The 14,286-nt window shown below is 74.0% G+C and carries 18 protein-coding genes; 10 read left to right on the top strand and 8 right to left on the bottom strand.

The annotated features are described in order from the left end of the window. The first annotated feature begins 9 nt into the window (after positions 1–9). Entirely contained in the window at positions 10–858 is an 849-nt protein-coding gene (locus ACFWNV_RS16675) for an AraC family transcriptional regulator (protein ID WP_383946859.1), read from the top strand. A gap of 67 nt (positions 859–925) precedes the next feature. On the opposite strand, the gene ACFWNV_RS16670 is transcribed toward ACFWNV_RS16675, so the two are convergent. Continuing rightward, positions 926–1,729, bottom strand: a complete 804-nt coding sequence (locus ACFWNV_RS16670; protein WP_383946856.1) for a nucleotidyltransferase domain-containing protein — start codon at positions 1,727–1,729, stop codon at positions 926–928. A 66-nt stretch (positions 1,730–1,795) separates the two neighbouring features. Between ACFWNV_RS16670 and ACFWNV_RS16665 the strand changes: the two genes are divergently transcribed. Both ACFWNV_RS16665 and ACFWNV_RS16660 read left to right on the top strand, forming a co-directional pair. Next, positions 1,796–2,527: an AzlC family ABC transporter permease gene (locus tag ACFWNV_RS16665; RefSeq protein WP_383946854.1), complete on the top strand. Its 732-nt coding sequence runs from the start codon at positions 1,796–1,798 to the stop codon at positions 2,525–2,527. Beyond that, positions 2,524–2,832: an AzlD domain-containing protein gene (locus ACFWNV_RS16660; protein ID WP_383946852.1), complete on the top strand. Its 309-nt coding sequence runs from the start codon at positions 2,524–2,526 to the stop codon at positions 2,830–2,832. Before ACFWNV_RS16665 ends, ACFWNV_RS16660 begins: the two co-directional genes overlap by 4 nt. On the opposite strand, the gene ACFWNV_RS16655 is transcribed toward ACFWNV_RS16660, so the two are convergent. After that, positions 2,801–3,823 (bottom strand): hypothetical protein, encoded by a 1,023-nt coding sequence (locus ACFWNV_RS16655; RefSeq protein WP_383946849.1) that lies wholly within the window; start codon positions 3,821–3,823, stop codon positions 2,801–2,803. The two genes, ACFWNV_RS16660 and ACFWNV_RS16655, sit on opposite strands and share 32 nt — an antisense overlap. An 81-nt stretch (positions 3,824–3,904) precedes the next feature. Between ACFWNV_RS16655 and ACFWNV_RS16650 the strand changes: the two genes are divergently transcribed. Continuing rightward, entirely contained in the window at positions 3,905–4,099 is a 195-nt protein-coding gene (locus ACFWNV_RS16650; protein ID WP_214955542.1) for a DUF3046 domain-containing protein, read from the top strand. A 251-nt stretch (positions 4,100–4,350) separates the two neighbouring features. Further along, positions 4,351–5,448: an AI-2E family transporter gene (locus ACFWNV_RS16645; RefSeq protein ID WP_383946845.1), complete on the top strand. Its 1,098-nt coding sequence runs from the start codon at positions 4,351–4,353 to the stop codon at positions 5,446–5,448. On the opposite strand, the gene ACFWNV_RS16640 is transcribed toward ACFWNV_RS16645, so the two are convergent. Both ACFWNV_RS16640 and ACFWNV_RS16635 read right to left on the bottom strand, forming a co-directional pair. Beyond that, complete coding sequence (locus tag ACFWNV_RS16640; protein ID WP_383946842.1) at positions 5,402–6,160, bottom strand: Clp protease N-terminal domain-containing protein; 759 nt, start codon at positions 6,158–6,160, stop codon at positions 5,402–5,404. The two genes, ACFWNV_RS16645 and ACFWNV_RS16640, sit on opposite strands and share 47 nt — an antisense overlap. A gap of 47 nt (positions 6,161–6,207) precedes the next feature. Next, positions 6,208–6,822 (bottom strand): 2'-5' RNA ligase family protein, encoded by a 615-nt coding sequence (locus ACFWNV_RS16635; protein WP_383946839.1) that lies wholly within the window; start codon positions 6,820–6,822, stop codon positions 6,208–6,210. Positions 6,823–7,006: 184 nt separating this feature from the next. Here ACFWNV_RS16635 and recA point away from each other — a divergent pair, with 184 nt between their 5' ends. The 5 genes from recA (at position 7,007) to ACFWNV_RS16610 (ending at position 11,368) form a co-directional block, all read left to right on the top strand. Continuing rightward, positions 7,007–8,125, top strand: coding sequence for a recombinase RecA (recA, locus tag ACFWNV_RS16630; protein ID WP_383946836.1), 1,119 nt, complete (start codon positions 7,007–7,009; stop codon positions 8,123–8,125). A 3-nt stretch (positions 8,126–8,128) separates the two neighbouring features. Then, positions 8,129–8,773 (top strand): recombination regulator RecX, encoded by a 645-nt coding sequence (gene recX / locus ACFWNV_RS16625; RefSeq protein WP_383946834.1) that lies wholly within the window; start codon positions 8,129–8,131, stop codon positions 8,771–8,773. A gap of 212 nt (positions 8,774–8,985) precedes the next feature. Beyond that, positions 8,986–9,261 carry a hypothetical protein gene (locus tag ACFWNV_RS16620; RefSeq protein ID WP_383946831.1) on the top strand — a complete coding sequence of 92 codons (276 nt, stop codon included), beginning with the start codon at positions 8,986–8,988 and terminating at the stop codon, positions 9,259–9,261. A gap of 127 nt (positions 9,262–9,388) precedes the next feature. Continuing rightward, positions 9,389–9,595, top strand: coding sequence for a hypothetical protein (locus ACFWNV_RS16615; RefSeq protein ID WP_383946828.1), 207 nt, complete (start codon positions 9,389–9,391; stop codon positions 9,593–9,595). Positions 9,596–9,892: 297 nt separating this feature from the next. Beyond that, a complete protein-coding gene (locus ACFWNV_RS16610; protein ID WP_383946825.1) occupies positions 9,893–11,368 on the top strand; it encodes a sialidase family protein in 1,476 nt (491 codons plus the stop codon). Between the two features lie 25 nt (positions 11,369–11,393). Here ACFWNV_RS16610 and ACFWNV_RS16605 read toward each other — a convergent pair whose 3' ends face one another. From ACFWNV_RS16605 to ACFWNV_RS16590, 4 genes are all read right to left on the bottom strand, one after another. Then, positions 11,394–11,774: a rhodanese-like domain-containing protein gene (locus tag ACFWNV_RS16605; RefSeq protein WP_383946904.1), complete on the bottom strand. Its 381-nt coding sequence runs from the start codon at positions 11,772–11,774 to the stop codon at positions 11,394–11,396. Further along, positions 11,765–12,316, bottom strand: a complete 552-nt coding sequence (locus ACFWNV_RS16600; RefSeq protein ID WP_383946821.1) for a cysteine dioxygenase — start codon at positions 12,314–12,316, stop codon at positions 11,765–11,767. The genes ACFWNV_RS16605 and ACFWNV_RS16600 overlap by 10 nt, the downstream gene beginning before the upstream one ends. 73 nt (positions 12,317–12,389) lie before the next feature. Continuing rightward, a complete protein-coding gene (locus ACFWNV_RS16595) occupies positions 12,390–12,476 on the bottom strand; it encodes a putative leader peptide (RefSeq protein WP_311318651.1) in 87 nt (28 codons plus the stop codon). Positions 12,477–12,508: 32 nt separating this feature from the next. Continuing rightward, positions 12,509–14,092 (bottom strand): FAD-dependent oxidoreductase, encoded by a 1,584-nt coding sequence (locus tag ACFWNV_RS16590; protein ID WP_383946818.1) that lies wholly within the window; start codon positions 14,090–14,092, stop codon positions 12,509–12,511. Positions 14,093–14,286 lie beyond the last annotated feature (194 nt).

Genomic DNA, 14,286 nt, shown 5'->3' with positions numbered 1-14,286 from the left:
AATGGGGGGATGGGGACGGGGACCGGAGCGGACGAGGGCCGCCGGGAGTGGGCGCGGCACTGGCAGTACGCGGAACTGCCCGGGCTGGACCTGCTGCGCGCCCACTACGTGCGCCACACCTTCCCGCGCCACGCCCACGACGGGTACGTCATCGCGGCCGTCACCGGCGGAGTCGAGGAGATCGGCCTGCCCGGGGACACCCTGCGCGCCGGGCCCGGCAGCGTGGTCCTGATCAACCCCGAGGTACCGCACACCGCCCGCGCCGGGGTCCCCGAGGGCTGGGCCTACGCCACCCTCTACCCCTCCCGGGCGCTGATCGCCGAGGTCGCCACCGAGATCGGAACCCTGCGCGGAACCCCCGGCTTCACCGCGGACATGGTCGCCGACCCGCAGGCCTCGCGGGCCATCACCGAGGTCCACCGGGCCGCCGAGGCCGGCAACGCACTGGCCGCCGACACCCTGCTGCGCGGGGTGGTGGCCCGGATGCTGACCCGGCACGCCGGGCCGCTGCCCGCCCGCACGGCGGGCCGCGCGGGCGCCGCCGACGCGGAGCGGGCCCGGGCCGTGCTGGAGGAGCGGATGGAGGAGCCGCCGTCCCTGGAGCAGCTCGCGGCGGAACTGGGCACGAGCCCCTTCGCCCTGCTGCGCGCCTTCCGGGACCGGTACGGCATGCCCCCGCACACCTGGCTGACCGACGCCCGGGTCCGGCGTGCGCGCCGGCTCCTGGACGCCGGAATCCCACCTGCGGAAGCGGCCGTCACCGTCGGCTTCACCGACCAGCCCCACCTGAACCGGCACTTCACCCGCATCGTGGGGGTCCCGCCGGGGGCGTACCGGCGGGGGCGGGGGGCCGGGTGAGGGGCCGGCTCGCGGACGGGCCGGAGCCGGCCTGCGGGCTCGGCCGACAAGATCCGGAAGGGACGGCCTAGGCGGCCAGGCCCGCGCGGGTCTCCTCGATCAGGGTTCGGGCCTCGGTGACCGTGGCCGTCAGGGATTCGGGCGTCGTGCCCGGTGCGCCCAGGAGGGTGCGGACGCGTTCGCCGAAACCGGTGGGGGCCGAGGGCAGGAGTTCGGCCGTGGCCAGGGCGCCCTTCTCGTTGAGGCACCAGCGGCGGTCCGCCGCGTACAGGGCCTGGACGAGGATGCCGAAGGCCTTCGACAGGCACAGGGAGACGTACAGGGCGTCCGCGCGGGCCGCGCCCTTCGCGGCGCCCGCGGCGAGGAACTCGGCCTCCCAGGCCGCGGCCAGCAGGGCGTCCCGGAGCGGCTCCGGGTAGGAGGAGACCGTGGTGCGCAGGGCGGTCAGCTCGCCCGTCGGGTCCGCCAGGACCTGGCCCAGGGCCACCTCGCCCGGGTAGCAGGGCGACCAGAAGCCGAGCGGGTGGCCCGGCTGCACGCCCACCTCGTAGCGGCCCTCGCGGCACTCCTGCCACACCCGCTCCACCCGGTCCAGGTCGCGCAGGATCCAGTCCACCGCCACGCCGTCGACGCGCAGCCAGGCCCCGCCGTTGACCCAGGGGCCCCAGCCTCCCGGGCCGGCCACCTCCACGTCCGGTCCGGCCAGCGCGCCCAGCGCGGCGAGGTCGAGGGGGCCGCGATAGTAGACGCCGAGGTCCCAGTCCGATTCGGGGCGGTGCTCGCCGCGGGCCCGGCTGCCGCCGAGCATGACTGCGCGCACCCCGGGGACCTCGGCCAGCCGGTCCGCCATGTCCTTGATCACTTCGTGCATGGTGCAAGAACGTACAAGACCCGCAGGGCGCGGCCCGCGTAATTTCGGGGCGTGGGAGAACAGCAGATGGTCATACGAGAAGAACCCGACCGGGAGGCGCCCGGCGGGGCCCCCGGCGGGGTGCCCGCGGGGGACAAGCCGCGCGCCGCCGTGGTCCGGGACGCGCTCGGCGTCGGCGTCGCGGTCGGGCTGTCCGGGTTCGCCTTCGGGGTGACCGCCGCCGGGTCCGGGGTCAGCACCCTCCAGGCGTGCGTGCTGAGCCTGCTGGTGTTCACCGGGGCCTCGCAGTTCGCGCTGGTCGGAGCCCTGGCGGCCGGCGGGAACCCGTTCACGGCCGCCGCCGGGGCCTTCTTCCTCGGGACCCGCAACGCCTTCTACGGGCTGCGGCTGTCCCAGCTGCTCGCGCTGCCCAAGGGCGTGCGCCCGCTCGCCGCGCACTGGGTGATCGACGAGACCACCGCCGTGGCCCTGGCCCAGCCCGACCGGAAATCGGCCCGGCTCGGCTTCACCGTCACCGGACTGTCCCTCTACGTCCTGTGGAACCTCACCACCCTGCTCGGCGCGCTCGGCGCCGAGGCCATCGGGGACACCCGGGCGTGGGGGCTGGACGCCGCCGGGCCCGCCGTGTTCCTCGCGCTGCTCGCGCCGATGCTGAAGACCGGCACCGAGCGGGCCGTCGCCGGGCTCGCCCTCGTCCTCGGGCTGGGCCTGCTGCCCGTCCTGCCCGCCGGGGTGCCCGTGCTGATCGCGGCGCTGGCCGCGCCGATCGTGCTGTGGATGAAGGGACGCCGCTCGTGAACGTCTGGATCGCCATCGGTCTCACCGTCGTCGGCTGCTACGGCGTGAAGCTCGCCGGGCTGCTCGTCCCCGCCGGAGCCCTGGAGCGGCCCGCGGTGCGCAAGCTCGCCGCGCTGCTGCCGGTCGCACTGCTCGCCGCGCTCACCGCGCAGCAGACCTTCGCCACCGGGCAGCAGCTCGTGCTCGACGCCCGCGCCGCCGGGCTCGCGGCCGCCGGGGTCGCGCTGCTGCTGCGGGCCCCGTTCCTCGTCGTGGTCGCGGCGGCCGTCGCCGTCACCGCGGGGCTGCGGGCGCTGGGAGGCTAGACATGCCCCCGGCGGCCCCGGAGAGGCGGCCGTACGCGCGCAGGGTCAGCAGGGCCTCCAGCGTGGCGATCGGGCGCCGCTCCAGGGAGCTGCCCGGCGCCCACGCGCCGCGCTGCACGGGCCAGCCGCCGTCCGGCTGCTGCCGGCCGGCCAGGAAGCGCAGCGAGCCGTAGAGCTCCGCGTCCGTGAACCAGCTCCGGGCGAGGGACTCCGGGCGGTGGGCGAAGTCGTACGGGTACAGGTGCTCGTCCGGCGCGCGGGCGGGCACCGGCGGGTTCCCGTCCTGCCGCGCCGGGTCCAGTACGACGAGCCGCTGCTCGCGGACCAGGCGCCCCAGCCGGTCGGCGGCCGCCGCGGCCCGGGACCGGTCGGGCACCCCGTCCAGGAAGGCCACCGCGCTGCGGACCTCGTACGGGTGCCAGTGCCGCAGGTTCTCCACCCGGTCCCAGCAGAAGTCCGTCGCCCGGAACAGCCACGCGTGCCAGACCCGGTTGCGGTGCAGGATCCCGACGACGGGGCCGGTGGCCAGCAGGTCGCCCGGCGGATCGTCGTGCAGCGGGTGGTACGGGGCGGCCGGGTAGCCGCCGGAGGCCGGAGCGGTCGCCGGGAGCGCCCCGTCCGCGGTCGAGACCCGGGTCAGGTGCGCGCAGAGCCGCTCGATGCGCTGTCCGGCGCAGCGGCCCAGGCCGTCCAGGACGCGCAGGGCGTGGGCGGTGTGCAGCGGGTGGCTCAGCGGACCGCGCAGGTCCGGGTCGAGGGCGTGGCCGTATCCGCCGTCGCCGCCGAGGTAGGCGCCGAGGGCGGTATCGACCGGGTCGGCCTCCCCGCCGAGGAAGTGGAACGCGAACCGCCGCTGCTCCAGCACGCGGGCCGTGAGCCAGATGAACTGCTCGGCGCCGGCCAGCGCGCTCGTGGCCGCCGTCACGCTCGTCACCGCCGTCAGGCTCGTCGCGGTCGTCGCCGCCGGGGCGGACGCTTCGTCTCCAGGCATGCCAGGAACCGTAGGGGCCGGGGCGGCGCCGAAGTGGCACGAACGGGGAGGGTGCACTCTCCGGGGCGGGATAATGGAGGCATGCGGTTGACGATTTTCTGGGAGCGGATGGCAGAGCACTTCGGTGCGGGCTACGCGGACTCCTTCGCGCGGGACCACGTCATGACGGAGCTCGGCGGCCGGACGGTCCACGAGGCGCTGGACGCCGGCTGGGAGGCCAAGGACGTGTGGCGCGCGGTGTGTTCGGCCGTCGACGTGCCGGCCTCCTTGCGCTAGCACGGCGATCGCTTCGCGGTTCGCGGCGCCGGTGGGACAGACTGGTCGGCGTGGCAGCCAGTGATGAGACGACCGACCGGCCCGAAGACCCCCGGAGCACGCCGCCGGCGGGCCCCGGGGCCCCTGCGGGCGCTTCGGCCGCAGGCCCCGTAACGGGAGACGCCGGGGGGCCGGGTGCCGCCGCGGACGGTCCCCCGACGACCGGCTCCGCCGGGGAACCGCCAGCGGCAGCGGCAGCGGCCGATGCCCGGATGCCGCGCTGGCTGCCGCGCGCCGTGGTGCTCGTACTGGCCCTGGTGGCCTGTTTCCAGCTCGGCAGCTGGGCCTTCCACCAGCTCATCGGGCTGCTCGTCAACATCCTGATCGCGTTCTTCCTCGCGCTCGCGATCGAACCGGCCGTGGCCCGGATGGCGGCCCGCGGCATGCGCCGCGGGCTCGCCACCTTCCTGGTGTTCCTCGGGGTGTTCGTCGCGGCCGCCGGGTTCCTCGTCCTGCTCGGCTCGGTCCTCGCCGCACAGATCGTCGACCTGGTGGAAGGCTTCCCCGGCTATCTCGACTCGCTGATCGGCTCGATCAACGACACCTTCCACACGGACCTGTCCCGGCTGGACATCCAGGACAGCCTGCTGCACTCGGACTGGCTGCAGAAGTACGTGCAGAACAGCGCGAGCGGCGTGCTCGACGTGTCCGCCACCGTGCTCGGCGGACTGTTCAAGCTGCTGACGATCGGTCTGTTCTCCTTCTATTTCGCCGCCGACGGGCCACGGCTGCGCCGCGCCCTGTGCTCCGTACTGCCGCCCGCGAAGCAGGCCGAGGTGCTGCGGGCGTGGGAGATCGCCGTCACCAAGACGGGCGGATACCTCTACTCGCGCAGCCTGATGGCGCTGATCTCCGGGATCGCGCACTACATCGTCCTCGCGGTGCTGGGCGTGCCGTACGCGCCCGCGCTCGCGGTGTGGGTGGGGCTGGTGTCGCAGTTCATCCCCACCATCGGCACCTACCTGGCGGGCGCGCTGCCGATGCTGCTCGCCTTCACGGTCAACCCCTGGTACGCGCTCTACGTCCTCGGATTCGTGGTGGTGTACCAGCAGTTCGAGAACTACGTGCTCCAGCCGAAGCTGACCTCGAAGACGGTGGACATCCACCCGGCGGTGGCCTTCGGCTCGGTCATCGCGGGCACCGCCCTGCTGGGCGCGGTCGGGGCGCTCATCGCGATCCCGGCCGTCGCCACGATGCAGGCCTTCCTCGGGGCGTACGTGAAGCGGTACGCGGTGACGGGGGAGGACGCCTCCGGGGGGAGCGCTACTCCGCGCCGGCGCCGCCGAGTACGGATTCCAGGGCTTCGCTGACGGCCGCCTCGGTGGCGGCCTTGTCGATGCCGAGGGAGGAGAGCACGCCTTCGCCGTCCTCGAGTTCGAGGAGCGCGAGCAGGATGTGCTCCGTGCCCACGTAGCTGTGGCCCAGGCGCAGGGACTCGCGGAAGGTGAGTTCGAGCGCCTTCTTCGCGGCGGCGTCGAAGGGCACCAGGGCGGGGAGCTCGGCGACGGGCGCGGGCAGGGTCGCGGTCGCGGCGGCGCGCAGCTCCTCCGGGGAGGCGCCCTGCGCCCGCAGGACGAGCGCGGCGAGGGATTCGGTGTCGGCGAGCAGCCCCAGGATCAGGTGGGCGACGACGATCTCGGCGTTGCCGGCCGCGCGGGCCTCGTTCTGGGCGGTGACGACGACGTTGCGGGCGCGGGGCGTGAACCGGCCGAAGCCCTGTGCGGCGTCGACGTCGGCGCCCTCCCCGGCCTTGTCGGCCTTGGGGACGAAGCGCTTCTGGGCGGCCTGGCGGGTGACGCCCATGCTGCGGCCGATGTCGGTCCAGGAGGCACCGGAACGGCGGGCCTGGTCGACGAAGTGGCCGATGAGGTGGTCCGCGACGTCCCCGAGGGCCTCGGCGGCGACGACCGCGCCGCTGAGCTGCTCCAGGGTGTCGGTGTGGACCTTCTTGATGGCCTCGATGAGGTCGTCGAGGCGTACCGGATTGGTCATGCGAACGGGTTCCACCGAAGGGTTCGTCATGGGTGCAACCCTAGGTTGACAGTCGAGCAGGTGTCAACCTTGGGTTGTCACTTTCCGGGCTCCCGCAGCAGGAACCGCGCACGCTCCCGCCAGGCCGTCCCGTCGTACGCCACCAGGTCGACGGCGCGGACGCGGGCGGTGAGGGGGAGCCGTCCGGCCAGGTCCGCCTCGGCGGCGTCCAGGTCCGCCTCGGGTGCGCGCTGCGCGACCGTGAGGTGCGGGACCGGGTCCGGATAGCGGCCGCCGTAGGGGTGGATCCCGGGCCAGCGCCCGGTGACCGCACGGGTCAGCCCGCGCAGCGGGGCGTCCGGCTCCGGGGCGAGGTAGAGCATCCCCGGGAACCGGCCGGTCCGCTCGAAGCGCAGGTCGAAGGCGTGGTGGGGGCTCAGGGCCGCGGCGATCCCGGCGTGGACCGAGGCGTCGATCAGGCTCTCCGGGAGGAACGGGTAGAGCACGCTCACGTGCGCCGGCACCCCGGCTCCGGCCCGGGTCGCGGGGTCGATCCGGGCCTGCCAGTCCCCGACGACGGGTTCCGCTTCGGGGATCCGCACGATGAGCGCGGTGCGGCCGGCGGGGAACATGCTGGAGGGGGCGCCGCCCGCGGCGTCGTCCGCGGCTTCGTCCGTGGTGCCGTCCGCGCTGTCGTCCGTGGTGTCCGTCATGGGAGTGGATCATGCCAGCCGCCGGTGGGGCGGAGGGGTCCGGCGTGGCGCGCTTGACAGGGAAATCGAACACGCATTCTTATTGGTTATCCACAGCCAAACCGGACGTGGGACCGCGTTGTCAGTGGCAGGCGTTAGCGTCAATGGCGTGAAGCGATCGACTCAAGCAAATCGGGTGGAACCCATGGCAGGCAACGACCGCGAGAAGGCTCTAGACGCCGCGCTCGCACAGATTGAACGGCAGTTCGGCAAGGGTGCCGTGATGCGGCTCGGCGACAAGCCGAACGATCCCATCGAGGTCATCCCCACCGGATCGACCGCGCTGGACATCGCGCTCGGCGTCGGCGGGCTGCCGCGCGGCCGCGTGATCGAGGTGTACGGGCCGGAGTCCTCCGGTAAGACGACCCTGACGCTGCACGCCGTGGCCAACGCGCAGAAGGCCGGCGGCACCGTCGCCTTCATCGACGCCGAGCACGCCCTCGACCCCGAGTACGCCAAGGCCCTCGGCGTCGACACCGACAACCTCATCCTGTCCCAGCCGGACACCGGTGAGCAGGCGCTGGAGATCGTGGACATGCTGGTCCGCTCCGGTGCGCTGGACCTCATCGTCATCGACTCCGTCGCGGCCCTCGTGCCGCGCGCGGAGATCGAGGGCGAGATGGGCGACTCGCACGTGGGTCTCCAGGCCCGTCTGATGAGCCAGGCCCTCCGGAAGATCACCGGTGCGCTCAGCCAGTCGAAGACCACCGCGATCTTCATCAACCAGCTCCGCGAGAAGATCGGTGTGATGTTCGGCTCGCCGGAGACCACCACCGGTGGCCGCGCGCTGAAGTTCTACGCCTCCGTGCGCCTCGACATCCGGCGCATCGAGACCCTCAAGGACGGCACGGACGCGGTCGGCAACCGCACCCGCGTCAAGGTCGTCAAGAACAAGGTCGCCCCGCCCTTCAAGCAGGCCGAGTTCGACATCCTCTACGGCCACGGCATCAGCCGCGAGGGCGGCCTGATCGACATGGGCGTGGAGCACGGCTTCGTCCGCAAGGCCGGCGCCTGGTACACGTACGAGGGCGACCAGCTCGGCCAGGGCAAGGAGAACGCGCGGAAGTTCCTCTGCGACAACCCCGCCCTGTCCGACGAGATCGAGCGGAAGATCAAGGAGAAGCTGGGCGTCGGTATCCGCAAGGACGCTGCGGCTCCCGCCACGGCCGAGGCCGGCGCGGACGCGTCCGCCGAGACCGCGGCCGTGCCCGCCCCCGCGTCGAAGGCCAAGACCGCGGTCAAGGCCGCGGTCGCCAAGAGCTGACCCGTGTGGGAGCAGGCAAGGGGTGGCGCGGACGGCGGTGAGGACCGCCGCGAGGGCAGTCGCCGGGGCCGCCGCGAGGGCGGCGGCCGGGGAGGCCGTCGCACGGAGGGCCGTGAGGGCCGCGAGGGGCGTGAAGACCGTCCGGAGCTGCCGCCCCAGAGTCCCGAGGAGCAGGCGCGGGCGATCTGTCTGCGCCTGCTCACCGGGATGCCGCGCACCCGGCGGCAGCTCGCCGACGCCCTGGCGAAGCGGGACATCCCCGAGGAGGTGTCGGAGCAGGTCCTCTCCCGGTTCGAGGAGGTGGGCCTGATCGACGACGCCGCCTTCGCCGGGGCCTGGGTCGAGTCCCGGCACCGGGGCAGGGGACTGGCCCGCCGGGCGCTCGCGCAGGAGCTCCGTACCAAGGGGGTGGCCCCCACCCTCGTCCAGGAGGCCCTGGAACAGCTGGACTCCGACCAGGAGGAGGAGACCGCCCGGGAGCTGGTGGAGCGCAAGCTCCGCGCGACCCGGGGCCTGGAGCGGGACAAGCGGATCCGGCGCCTCGCCGGAATGCTCGCCCGCAAGGGGTACCCCGAGGGCATGGCCCTGCGGGTGGTCCGCCGCGCGCTGGAGGCGGAGGGCGAAGACGCCGACGATCTGACGGGGTGACACCGGGGGGCTGGGCGTGTTCGCGCGGAAGCGCCCCGCGGCGTGTGGCTGCGGGGCGCCTTGTGGGGGTCAGTCGCCTCTATTGGGGGCACTAGCCAGCTTCTCGCCCAGGGCGTGGCCCGTCATGTTGGGCCACTCGGGTGCGAGCAGGACGGGCGGGCGGGACGGTGCGACGCTGGAAGTGAGCCCACCCCGGAAGGCAGGTGCGTCCCATGCGCACGTCGACCCGTATTGCCGGTGCGCTCGCCGGCCTGAGCCTCACCCTCGGCGGCACGGTCCTCGCCGCTCCCGCGGTCCGGGCGGACATCCCCGCCTGCACGCAGATGGCCGAACTGGCCGGTGCCACCGCTTCCGACTCCGTCGCAGCGGCCTGCGGCCGTGGTGTGGTCGGAGACCTGCAGAGTTGTGTGAGCGGGCTGACCGGAGCCGGAGTGGCGGGCGGCGCCGCGACCGGTGCCTGCCGCGCGGCGGCCCACGAACCGCGATAGAGGACCGCGCGAGCCCCGGCTCGCGGGCCTCGGGCGGAGCGCCCATGCTGAGAAGAAGGGCGCCGTCGTCTTGAGACCTGTCCTTCCCGAAGGCCCGACACAGGGCGCCTGGGAGGAGGAGGAACTCATGCGCATACGAAGAATTCTGGGCCTCGCCCTGGCCGCGGCCACCCTTGTCGGCGCGAGCGCCGTCGGCGCTGTCAGTGCCGGGGCCGCCTCGTCTCCGAACATTTCCAGAGACGACTGCACGGCCGCCGGCGGGCAGATCGTTGCCCGCCCCTACGCCGGCTACCACTGCGCGCTGCCCGACGGGACCTCGCCGGCGATCGATTGACCGCCCGGGGCGCCGCCAGCGGCACGCGATTCCGTAGCAGCCCGTACTAGTCCGTAACAGCACGCCCAAACAGCCGATCGGCAGGCCACACCGCCGGTCGGCTCCTCCGTGCGCTCCGACGACCCGGCCCCGGGGATCGCTCCGTCGTTCGGCCCATCAAGGGCAGCGGCCGCAACGCCGAAGAGGACCAAGCGGAGTCGCCCCCCACCCCCGCGTTCCGGTACACCTCCGCGTCCCAGGCCGCCTCCGACGAGGGCGGTCCCGTACCCCGGCCGACAGGCCCGGAGGAGATCCCGCATGCGCGTCTTCCTGCCCCTGGCCGCCGTCACCACCGCCGCGCTCCTGCTCGGCACGGTCGCCGGTGCGGCCCCCGCCGCCGCGGCGGACCGGAACCCCGACGGCACGCCCCTGGTCAAGGTGTCCCACGGCGACCCGTACGCGAACTGCAGCATCGGCGCGATCTCCCCCGAGAGCACCGTCTACCCCGGCACCGAGGTCGAGCCGTACCTGTCCGTCGATCCGCGCGACCCGAAACGCGTGGTCACCGTGTTCCAGCAGGACCGCTGGAACGACGGCGCCGCCCGCGGCCTGGCGGCCTCCTGGACAACCGACGGCCACACCTTCCACCGGAGCACGCTGCCGTTCAGCCTGTGCGCCCCCGGCGGCGCGGACTACGAGCGGGCCTCCGACCCCTGGGTGAGCACCGGCCCGGACGGCACCGTCTACGCGAGCGGGGAAGGCGTCGACTTCACCAGGAGCACGCGCAGCGCCCTCCTGGCGGCCACGTCCCACGACGGCGGCCGCACCTGGCGGAACCTCACCACCACCCACGTCGACGAGCAGCCGTTCTTCAACGACAAGCCCTCCATCACCGCCGACCCGGTCCGCGCAGGCACCGCCTACCAGGTCTGGGACCGCCTCGACAACGACCCTCCCGGCCCCAGCTCCCTCGACGGTCCCGGCTACATCTCCGTCACCCGCGACGGCGGCCGCACCTGGAGCGGGGCCCGGCGGTTCGTCGACACCGGGGCCGTGCCCAACACCCAGACCATCGGCCATGTGATCGTCGTCGACCGGCGCACCGGCACCCTGTACGACTTCTACGACCGGATCACCGCCTCCGACGACCTGAGCACCGTCATCGAAGCCCGCTACGAGGTGGTCACCTCCACCGACGCCGGGGAAACCTGGAGCGCCCCGACCGTCGTGGCCCGCGACACCTCCGTACCGGAAGTCGACCCGAACGACCCCTCCACACTGCTCCGCGCCGCGGCCACCCTGCCCAGCCCGGCCGTCGACCCCACGTCGGGCGCGCTGTACATGGCGTACGAGGGCTCGGACTTCTCCGGCGGCGCGTTCGACTCGGTCCAGCTCGTGCGCTCCACCGACGGCGGACGCACCTGGGGGACCCCCGAGCTGATCAGCCCCGAGGACGTCCCGGCGTTCTCCCCGTCGATCGCGGTCGACGAGCGGGGCACGGTCGCGCTCACCTACTACGACCTGCGCTTCCTCAAGCCGGGCGACACCACCACCCTGCCCACCGCCTACCAGCTGGCCACACTGCCGCACGGAAACCCGCAGCTCCGGACCGAACGGCGGATCTCGCGGGTCTTCGACTGGCTCCAGGCGCCGTTCGCCGGGGGGTACTTCCTCGGCGACTACCAAGGACTGGTCGCGGACGGCAAGGGAGTGCGGGCGGTGCTCACCGAGACCAACTCCGACGCACCCCAGAACCGTACGGACGTGTACTCCGGCAGTTTCCGCACCCGCTGACCGGTGCGGAAACCGCCGGGAGGCGTCAGACGACGGGCAGGCCGGCGGACTTCCAGGCCTGGAAGCCGCCCGTGAGGTCCGTGGCGTTGGGCAGGGCCAGGGCGTGGAGGGAGGCCGCGGCGAGGGTGGAGGCGTAGCCCTCGTTGCAGATGACGATCACGCGGATGTCGTGGTCCACCGCCTCCGGGAGGCGGTGGGAGCCCTCGGGGTCGAGGCGCCATTCCAGTTCGTTGCGCTCGACCACCAGGGCGCCCGGGATCAGTCCGTCCCGCTCGCGCAGGGCCTGGTACCTGATGTCGACCAGCAGGGCCCCGGTCAGGGACTCCGCGTGCGCCCGGGCCGCGTCCACGCGGGTGTACGTGGTCCGCACCCGGTCGATGAGGGCGTCGATGCCGCTCACTGCCAGTCCGCCGGACGCTCGACCTGCTCCAGCGTGAGCACCGGGCCGGTGCGGCTGTAGCGGCGGATCAGGGGCAGCGGCGGGTAGTACGCGTGGACGGAGATCGCGTGCTCGGTCGCGGACTCGTTGAGCACCTCGTGCACGTGGTGTTCGCCGAAGGCCCGCCCGGTGCCCGCGCCCAGCGCACGGGTGCGGTCCACGTCGGGGGCCAGGGAGAGGGACTGCCAGCCCTCCGAGGGGAGGCGGACCGCCAGGGAGTGCTCGGTGAGCTGCCCGCGCGCGGTGGTGAACGCGCCCCGCGACTCGGCGTGGTCGTGCCAGCCGGTGCCGGTGCCGGGCGGCCAGCCGATCAGCCAGGCCTCGCTGCCGCCCGGGCCGTTGAGCCGGATCCACGTCCGGCCCTCGGGATCGAGGGGGAGGGAGGCGATCAGCTCGGGGTCGGAGGCGATGCGCCGGGTGAAGGCGAGGAGGTCCGCCGCCGAGAGGGCCGGGGCGGAAGCCGGAGCATCGGCCGACGCCGGGGCAGGGGCGTGCGTGGGTGCAGACATGGAGGGTGACCGTCCTGGGGGTTCGCGAGAGTGCGCGGCACATCCGCAAGGGGGCGCGCGAGAGGAAGGCGAATCAGCAGGAAGGGCGACATACGCAGCCCGCGTAGCGGAGCAGGTCCATATGGACCCTCCGCCACAGGCGTACGTCGTTGCCGGTCATGTCCGCGAGTGAAGCACGACTCGGCCGGAGGGTCAATCGATCACGGGTGCGGGGGCGGGCAGGGCCTTGGGGGCCGGGGCCGGTGCGGCGGCCGGAGCGCCGTGCCGGAGGGCGTCCGCGGCCTCGTACAGCCCGGGCGGGTCGACCCCGGCGAAGGTGGCCGCGAGATGCCCGTCCGGCCGTACGAGGAGCACGGTGTGCGCCGCCGCCCCGGGGTAGCCGTCCGCGACGAGCAGCTCCGCCCGGACCGGCAGCGCGGCGACCGCCGCCGCGAGGCGGGGCATCAGGCCGGCGCCCACCCAGTGCCGCCGGTCCCAGACCCCGGTGCCCGGGGCGACGAGGACGACGAGCAGCCGGCCCTGCCCCAGCTGGTCGCGCAGCGGCACCGTGGAGCCGTCGGGGGCGGTCACCGGGACGTTCTCCACGGACCCGCCCGGCTCGGTGGCGGTGGGCACGTCGTGGACGGCCACGGGCGGGGCGTACACCGGCTCCGCGCCGAGCGGGCCGCGGCCCAGGTGGCCGTCGGTCAGCAGCAGTTCGGCGGTGCGCGAGGCCCCGGGGAGGTAGGTGCGCAGGCCGCCCCCGGCCCGTAGCGCGGGCATGGCCTGGTCGGCGGCGCGCAGCCGGGCGGCCACCGCCCTGCGGCGCTCGGCCTCGTAACTGTCGAGGAGGGCTTCCGAGGCCCCCTGGTGCCAGGCCAGGGAGAGCTTCCAGGCGAGGTTCTCGGCGTCCCGGAGCCCTTCCTCCACGCCCTGGGTGCCGAGCGCGCCGAGCAGGTGCGCCGCGTCCCCGGCGAGGAAGCAGCGGCCGTCGCGCCAGCGCCGGGCGAGCCGGTGGTGCAGCGTGTGGACCCCGGTGTCGAGGAGCTCGTACGGGGGGGTCGTGCCCCCGCACCACAGGGCGAGGCTGTCGCGGATGAGGGTCACCAGCGCATCGGGGGTGACGAGGTCCCCGCCGGAGGGCAGCAGCCAGTCCAGCCGGTACGCCCCGTCGGCGAGCGGCCGGGCGGTGATCTCCTCGGGCGGGCTGCGGTGCAGCAAGGCCTCGCCCGGCCAGGGCAGTTCGGTGCGCAGGGCGGCCACGGCGTGCCGTTCGACGGCGGTGCGGCCGGGGAAGCGGATGCCGAGCAGCTTGCGCACGGTGGAGCGGGCCCCGTCGCAGCCGACCAGGTGGCTGCCGCGCCACCACGTGGTCTCCGCGCCCCGGGTGTGGGCGGTGACCCCGCGGCCGTCCTGCTCCAGGGCGTCGAGTTTGCTCTCGGTGATCAGCTGGACCAGGGGATGCGCGGCGGCGGCGTCGCGCAGTCCGCGGGTCAGGGCGTGCTGGGGGAGGTGGATCGGGGCCGGGCCGTCCTCGAAGGTGATCCGCTGGGACTCGCGCCCGCGCCGCATGGTGCGCCAGGCGGTGAAGTAGGCGCCCTCGTCGCGCAGGGTCGTACAGCCCAGCCGGTGCACCATGGCGGCGGTGTCGGCGTGCAGGGCGACGGTGCGGGCGGGGCGGAGCTCGTCCTTGCCGGATCCCTCGTCGAGCACGACGCAGGGCACGCCCTGGCCGGCCAGGGCGAGGGACAGGGACAGCCCGACGGGCCCCGCGCCGACGACGATCACCGGGTCCATGATGTGGCTCCCGGTGTCCGGTATGTGATCACAGAACGTATGCAACCCACTGGAGGTGCCTGCGTCAAGTGACGCCGGGCCGGACAATGCCGAGTGGTGGGGGGGGGGGGGTGCGCCGCCCCCCCCCCGTACCCCCCCCGGGCGAACACACTATCGGAGCCCCTGGCGGGCCCCCGGGCGCGCGCCAGTTCGCT

It is taken from the genome of Streptomyces sp. NPDC058401 (genome assembly GCF_042722885.1).
Taxonomy (GTDB): domain Bacteria; phylum Actinomycetota; class Actinomycetes; order Streptomycetales; family Streptomycetaceae; genus Streptomyces.
Note: the sequence above shows the minus strand (reverse complement) of the source record. Positions and strands in the feature narration are given on the sequence as shown.

Excerpts from the sequence above, each read along its gene's own strand:
- ACFWNV_RS16675 (WP_383946859.1), top strand. The coding sequence starts at position 10 with ATGGGGACGGGGACCGGAGCGGACGAGGGCCGCCGGGAGTGGGCGCGG.
- ACFWNV_RS16650 (WP_214955542.1), top strand. The coding sequence starts at position 3,905 with ATGCGGTTGACGATTTTCTGGGAGCGGATGGCAGAGCACTTCGGTGCG.
- ACFWNV_RS16670 (WP_383946856.1), bottom strand. The coding sequence starts at position 1,729 with ATGCACGAAGTGATCAAGGACATGGCGGACCGGCTGGCCGAGGTCCCC.
- ACFWNV_RS16615 (WP_383946828.1), top strand. The coding sequence starts at position 9,389 with ATGCGCATACGAAGAATTCTGGGCCTCGCCCTGGCCGCGGCCACCCTT.
- ACFWNV_RS16635 (WP_383946839.1), bottom strand. The coding sequence starts at position 6,822 with ATGACGGACACCACGGACGACAGCGCGGACGGCACCACGGACGAAGCC.
- ACFWNV_RS16655 (WP_383946849.1), bottom strand. The coding sequence starts at position 3,823 with ATGCCTGGAGACGAAGCGTCCGCCCCGGCGGCGACGACCGCGACGAGC.
- ACFWNV_RS16600 (WP_383946821.1), bottom strand. The coding sequence starts at position 12,316 with ATGTCTGCACCCACGCACGCCCCTGCCCCGGCGTCGGCCGATGCTCCG.
- ACFWNV_RS16590 (WP_383946818.1), bottom strand. The coding sequence starts at position 14,092 with ATGGACCCGGTGATCGTCGTCGGCGCGGGGCCCGTCGGGCTGTCCCTG.
- ACFWNV_RS16610 (WP_383946825.1), top strand. The coding sequence starts at position 9,893 with ATGCGCGTCTTCCTGCCCCTGGCCGCCGTCACCACCGCCGCGCTCCTG.
- ACFWNV_RS16595 (WP_311318651.1), bottom strand. The coding sequence starts at position 12,476 with ATGACCGGCAACGACGTACGCCTGTGGCGGAGGGTCCATATGGACCTG.
- ACFWNV_RS16665 (WP_383946854.1), top strand. The coding sequence starts at position 1,796 with ATGGTCATACGAGAAGAACCCGACCGGGAGGCGCCCGGCGGGGCCCCC.
- ACFWNV_RS16640 (WP_383946842.1), bottom strand. The coding sequence starts at position 6,160 with ATGACGAACCCTTCGGTGGAACCCGTTCGCATGACCAATCCGGTACGC.
- ACFWNV_RS16620 (WP_383946831.1), top strand. The coding sequence starts at position 8,986 with ATGCGCACGTCGACCCGTATTGCCGGTGCGCTCGCCGGCCTGAGCCTC.
- ACFWNV_RS16645 (WP_383946845.1), top strand. The coding sequence starts at position 4,351 with ATGCCGCGCTGGCTGCCGCGCGCCGTGGTGCTCGTACTGGCCCTGGTG.
- recA (WP_383946836.1), top strand. The coding sequence starts at position 7,007 with ATGGCAGGCAACGACCGCGAGAAGGCTCTAGACGCCGCGCTCGCACAG.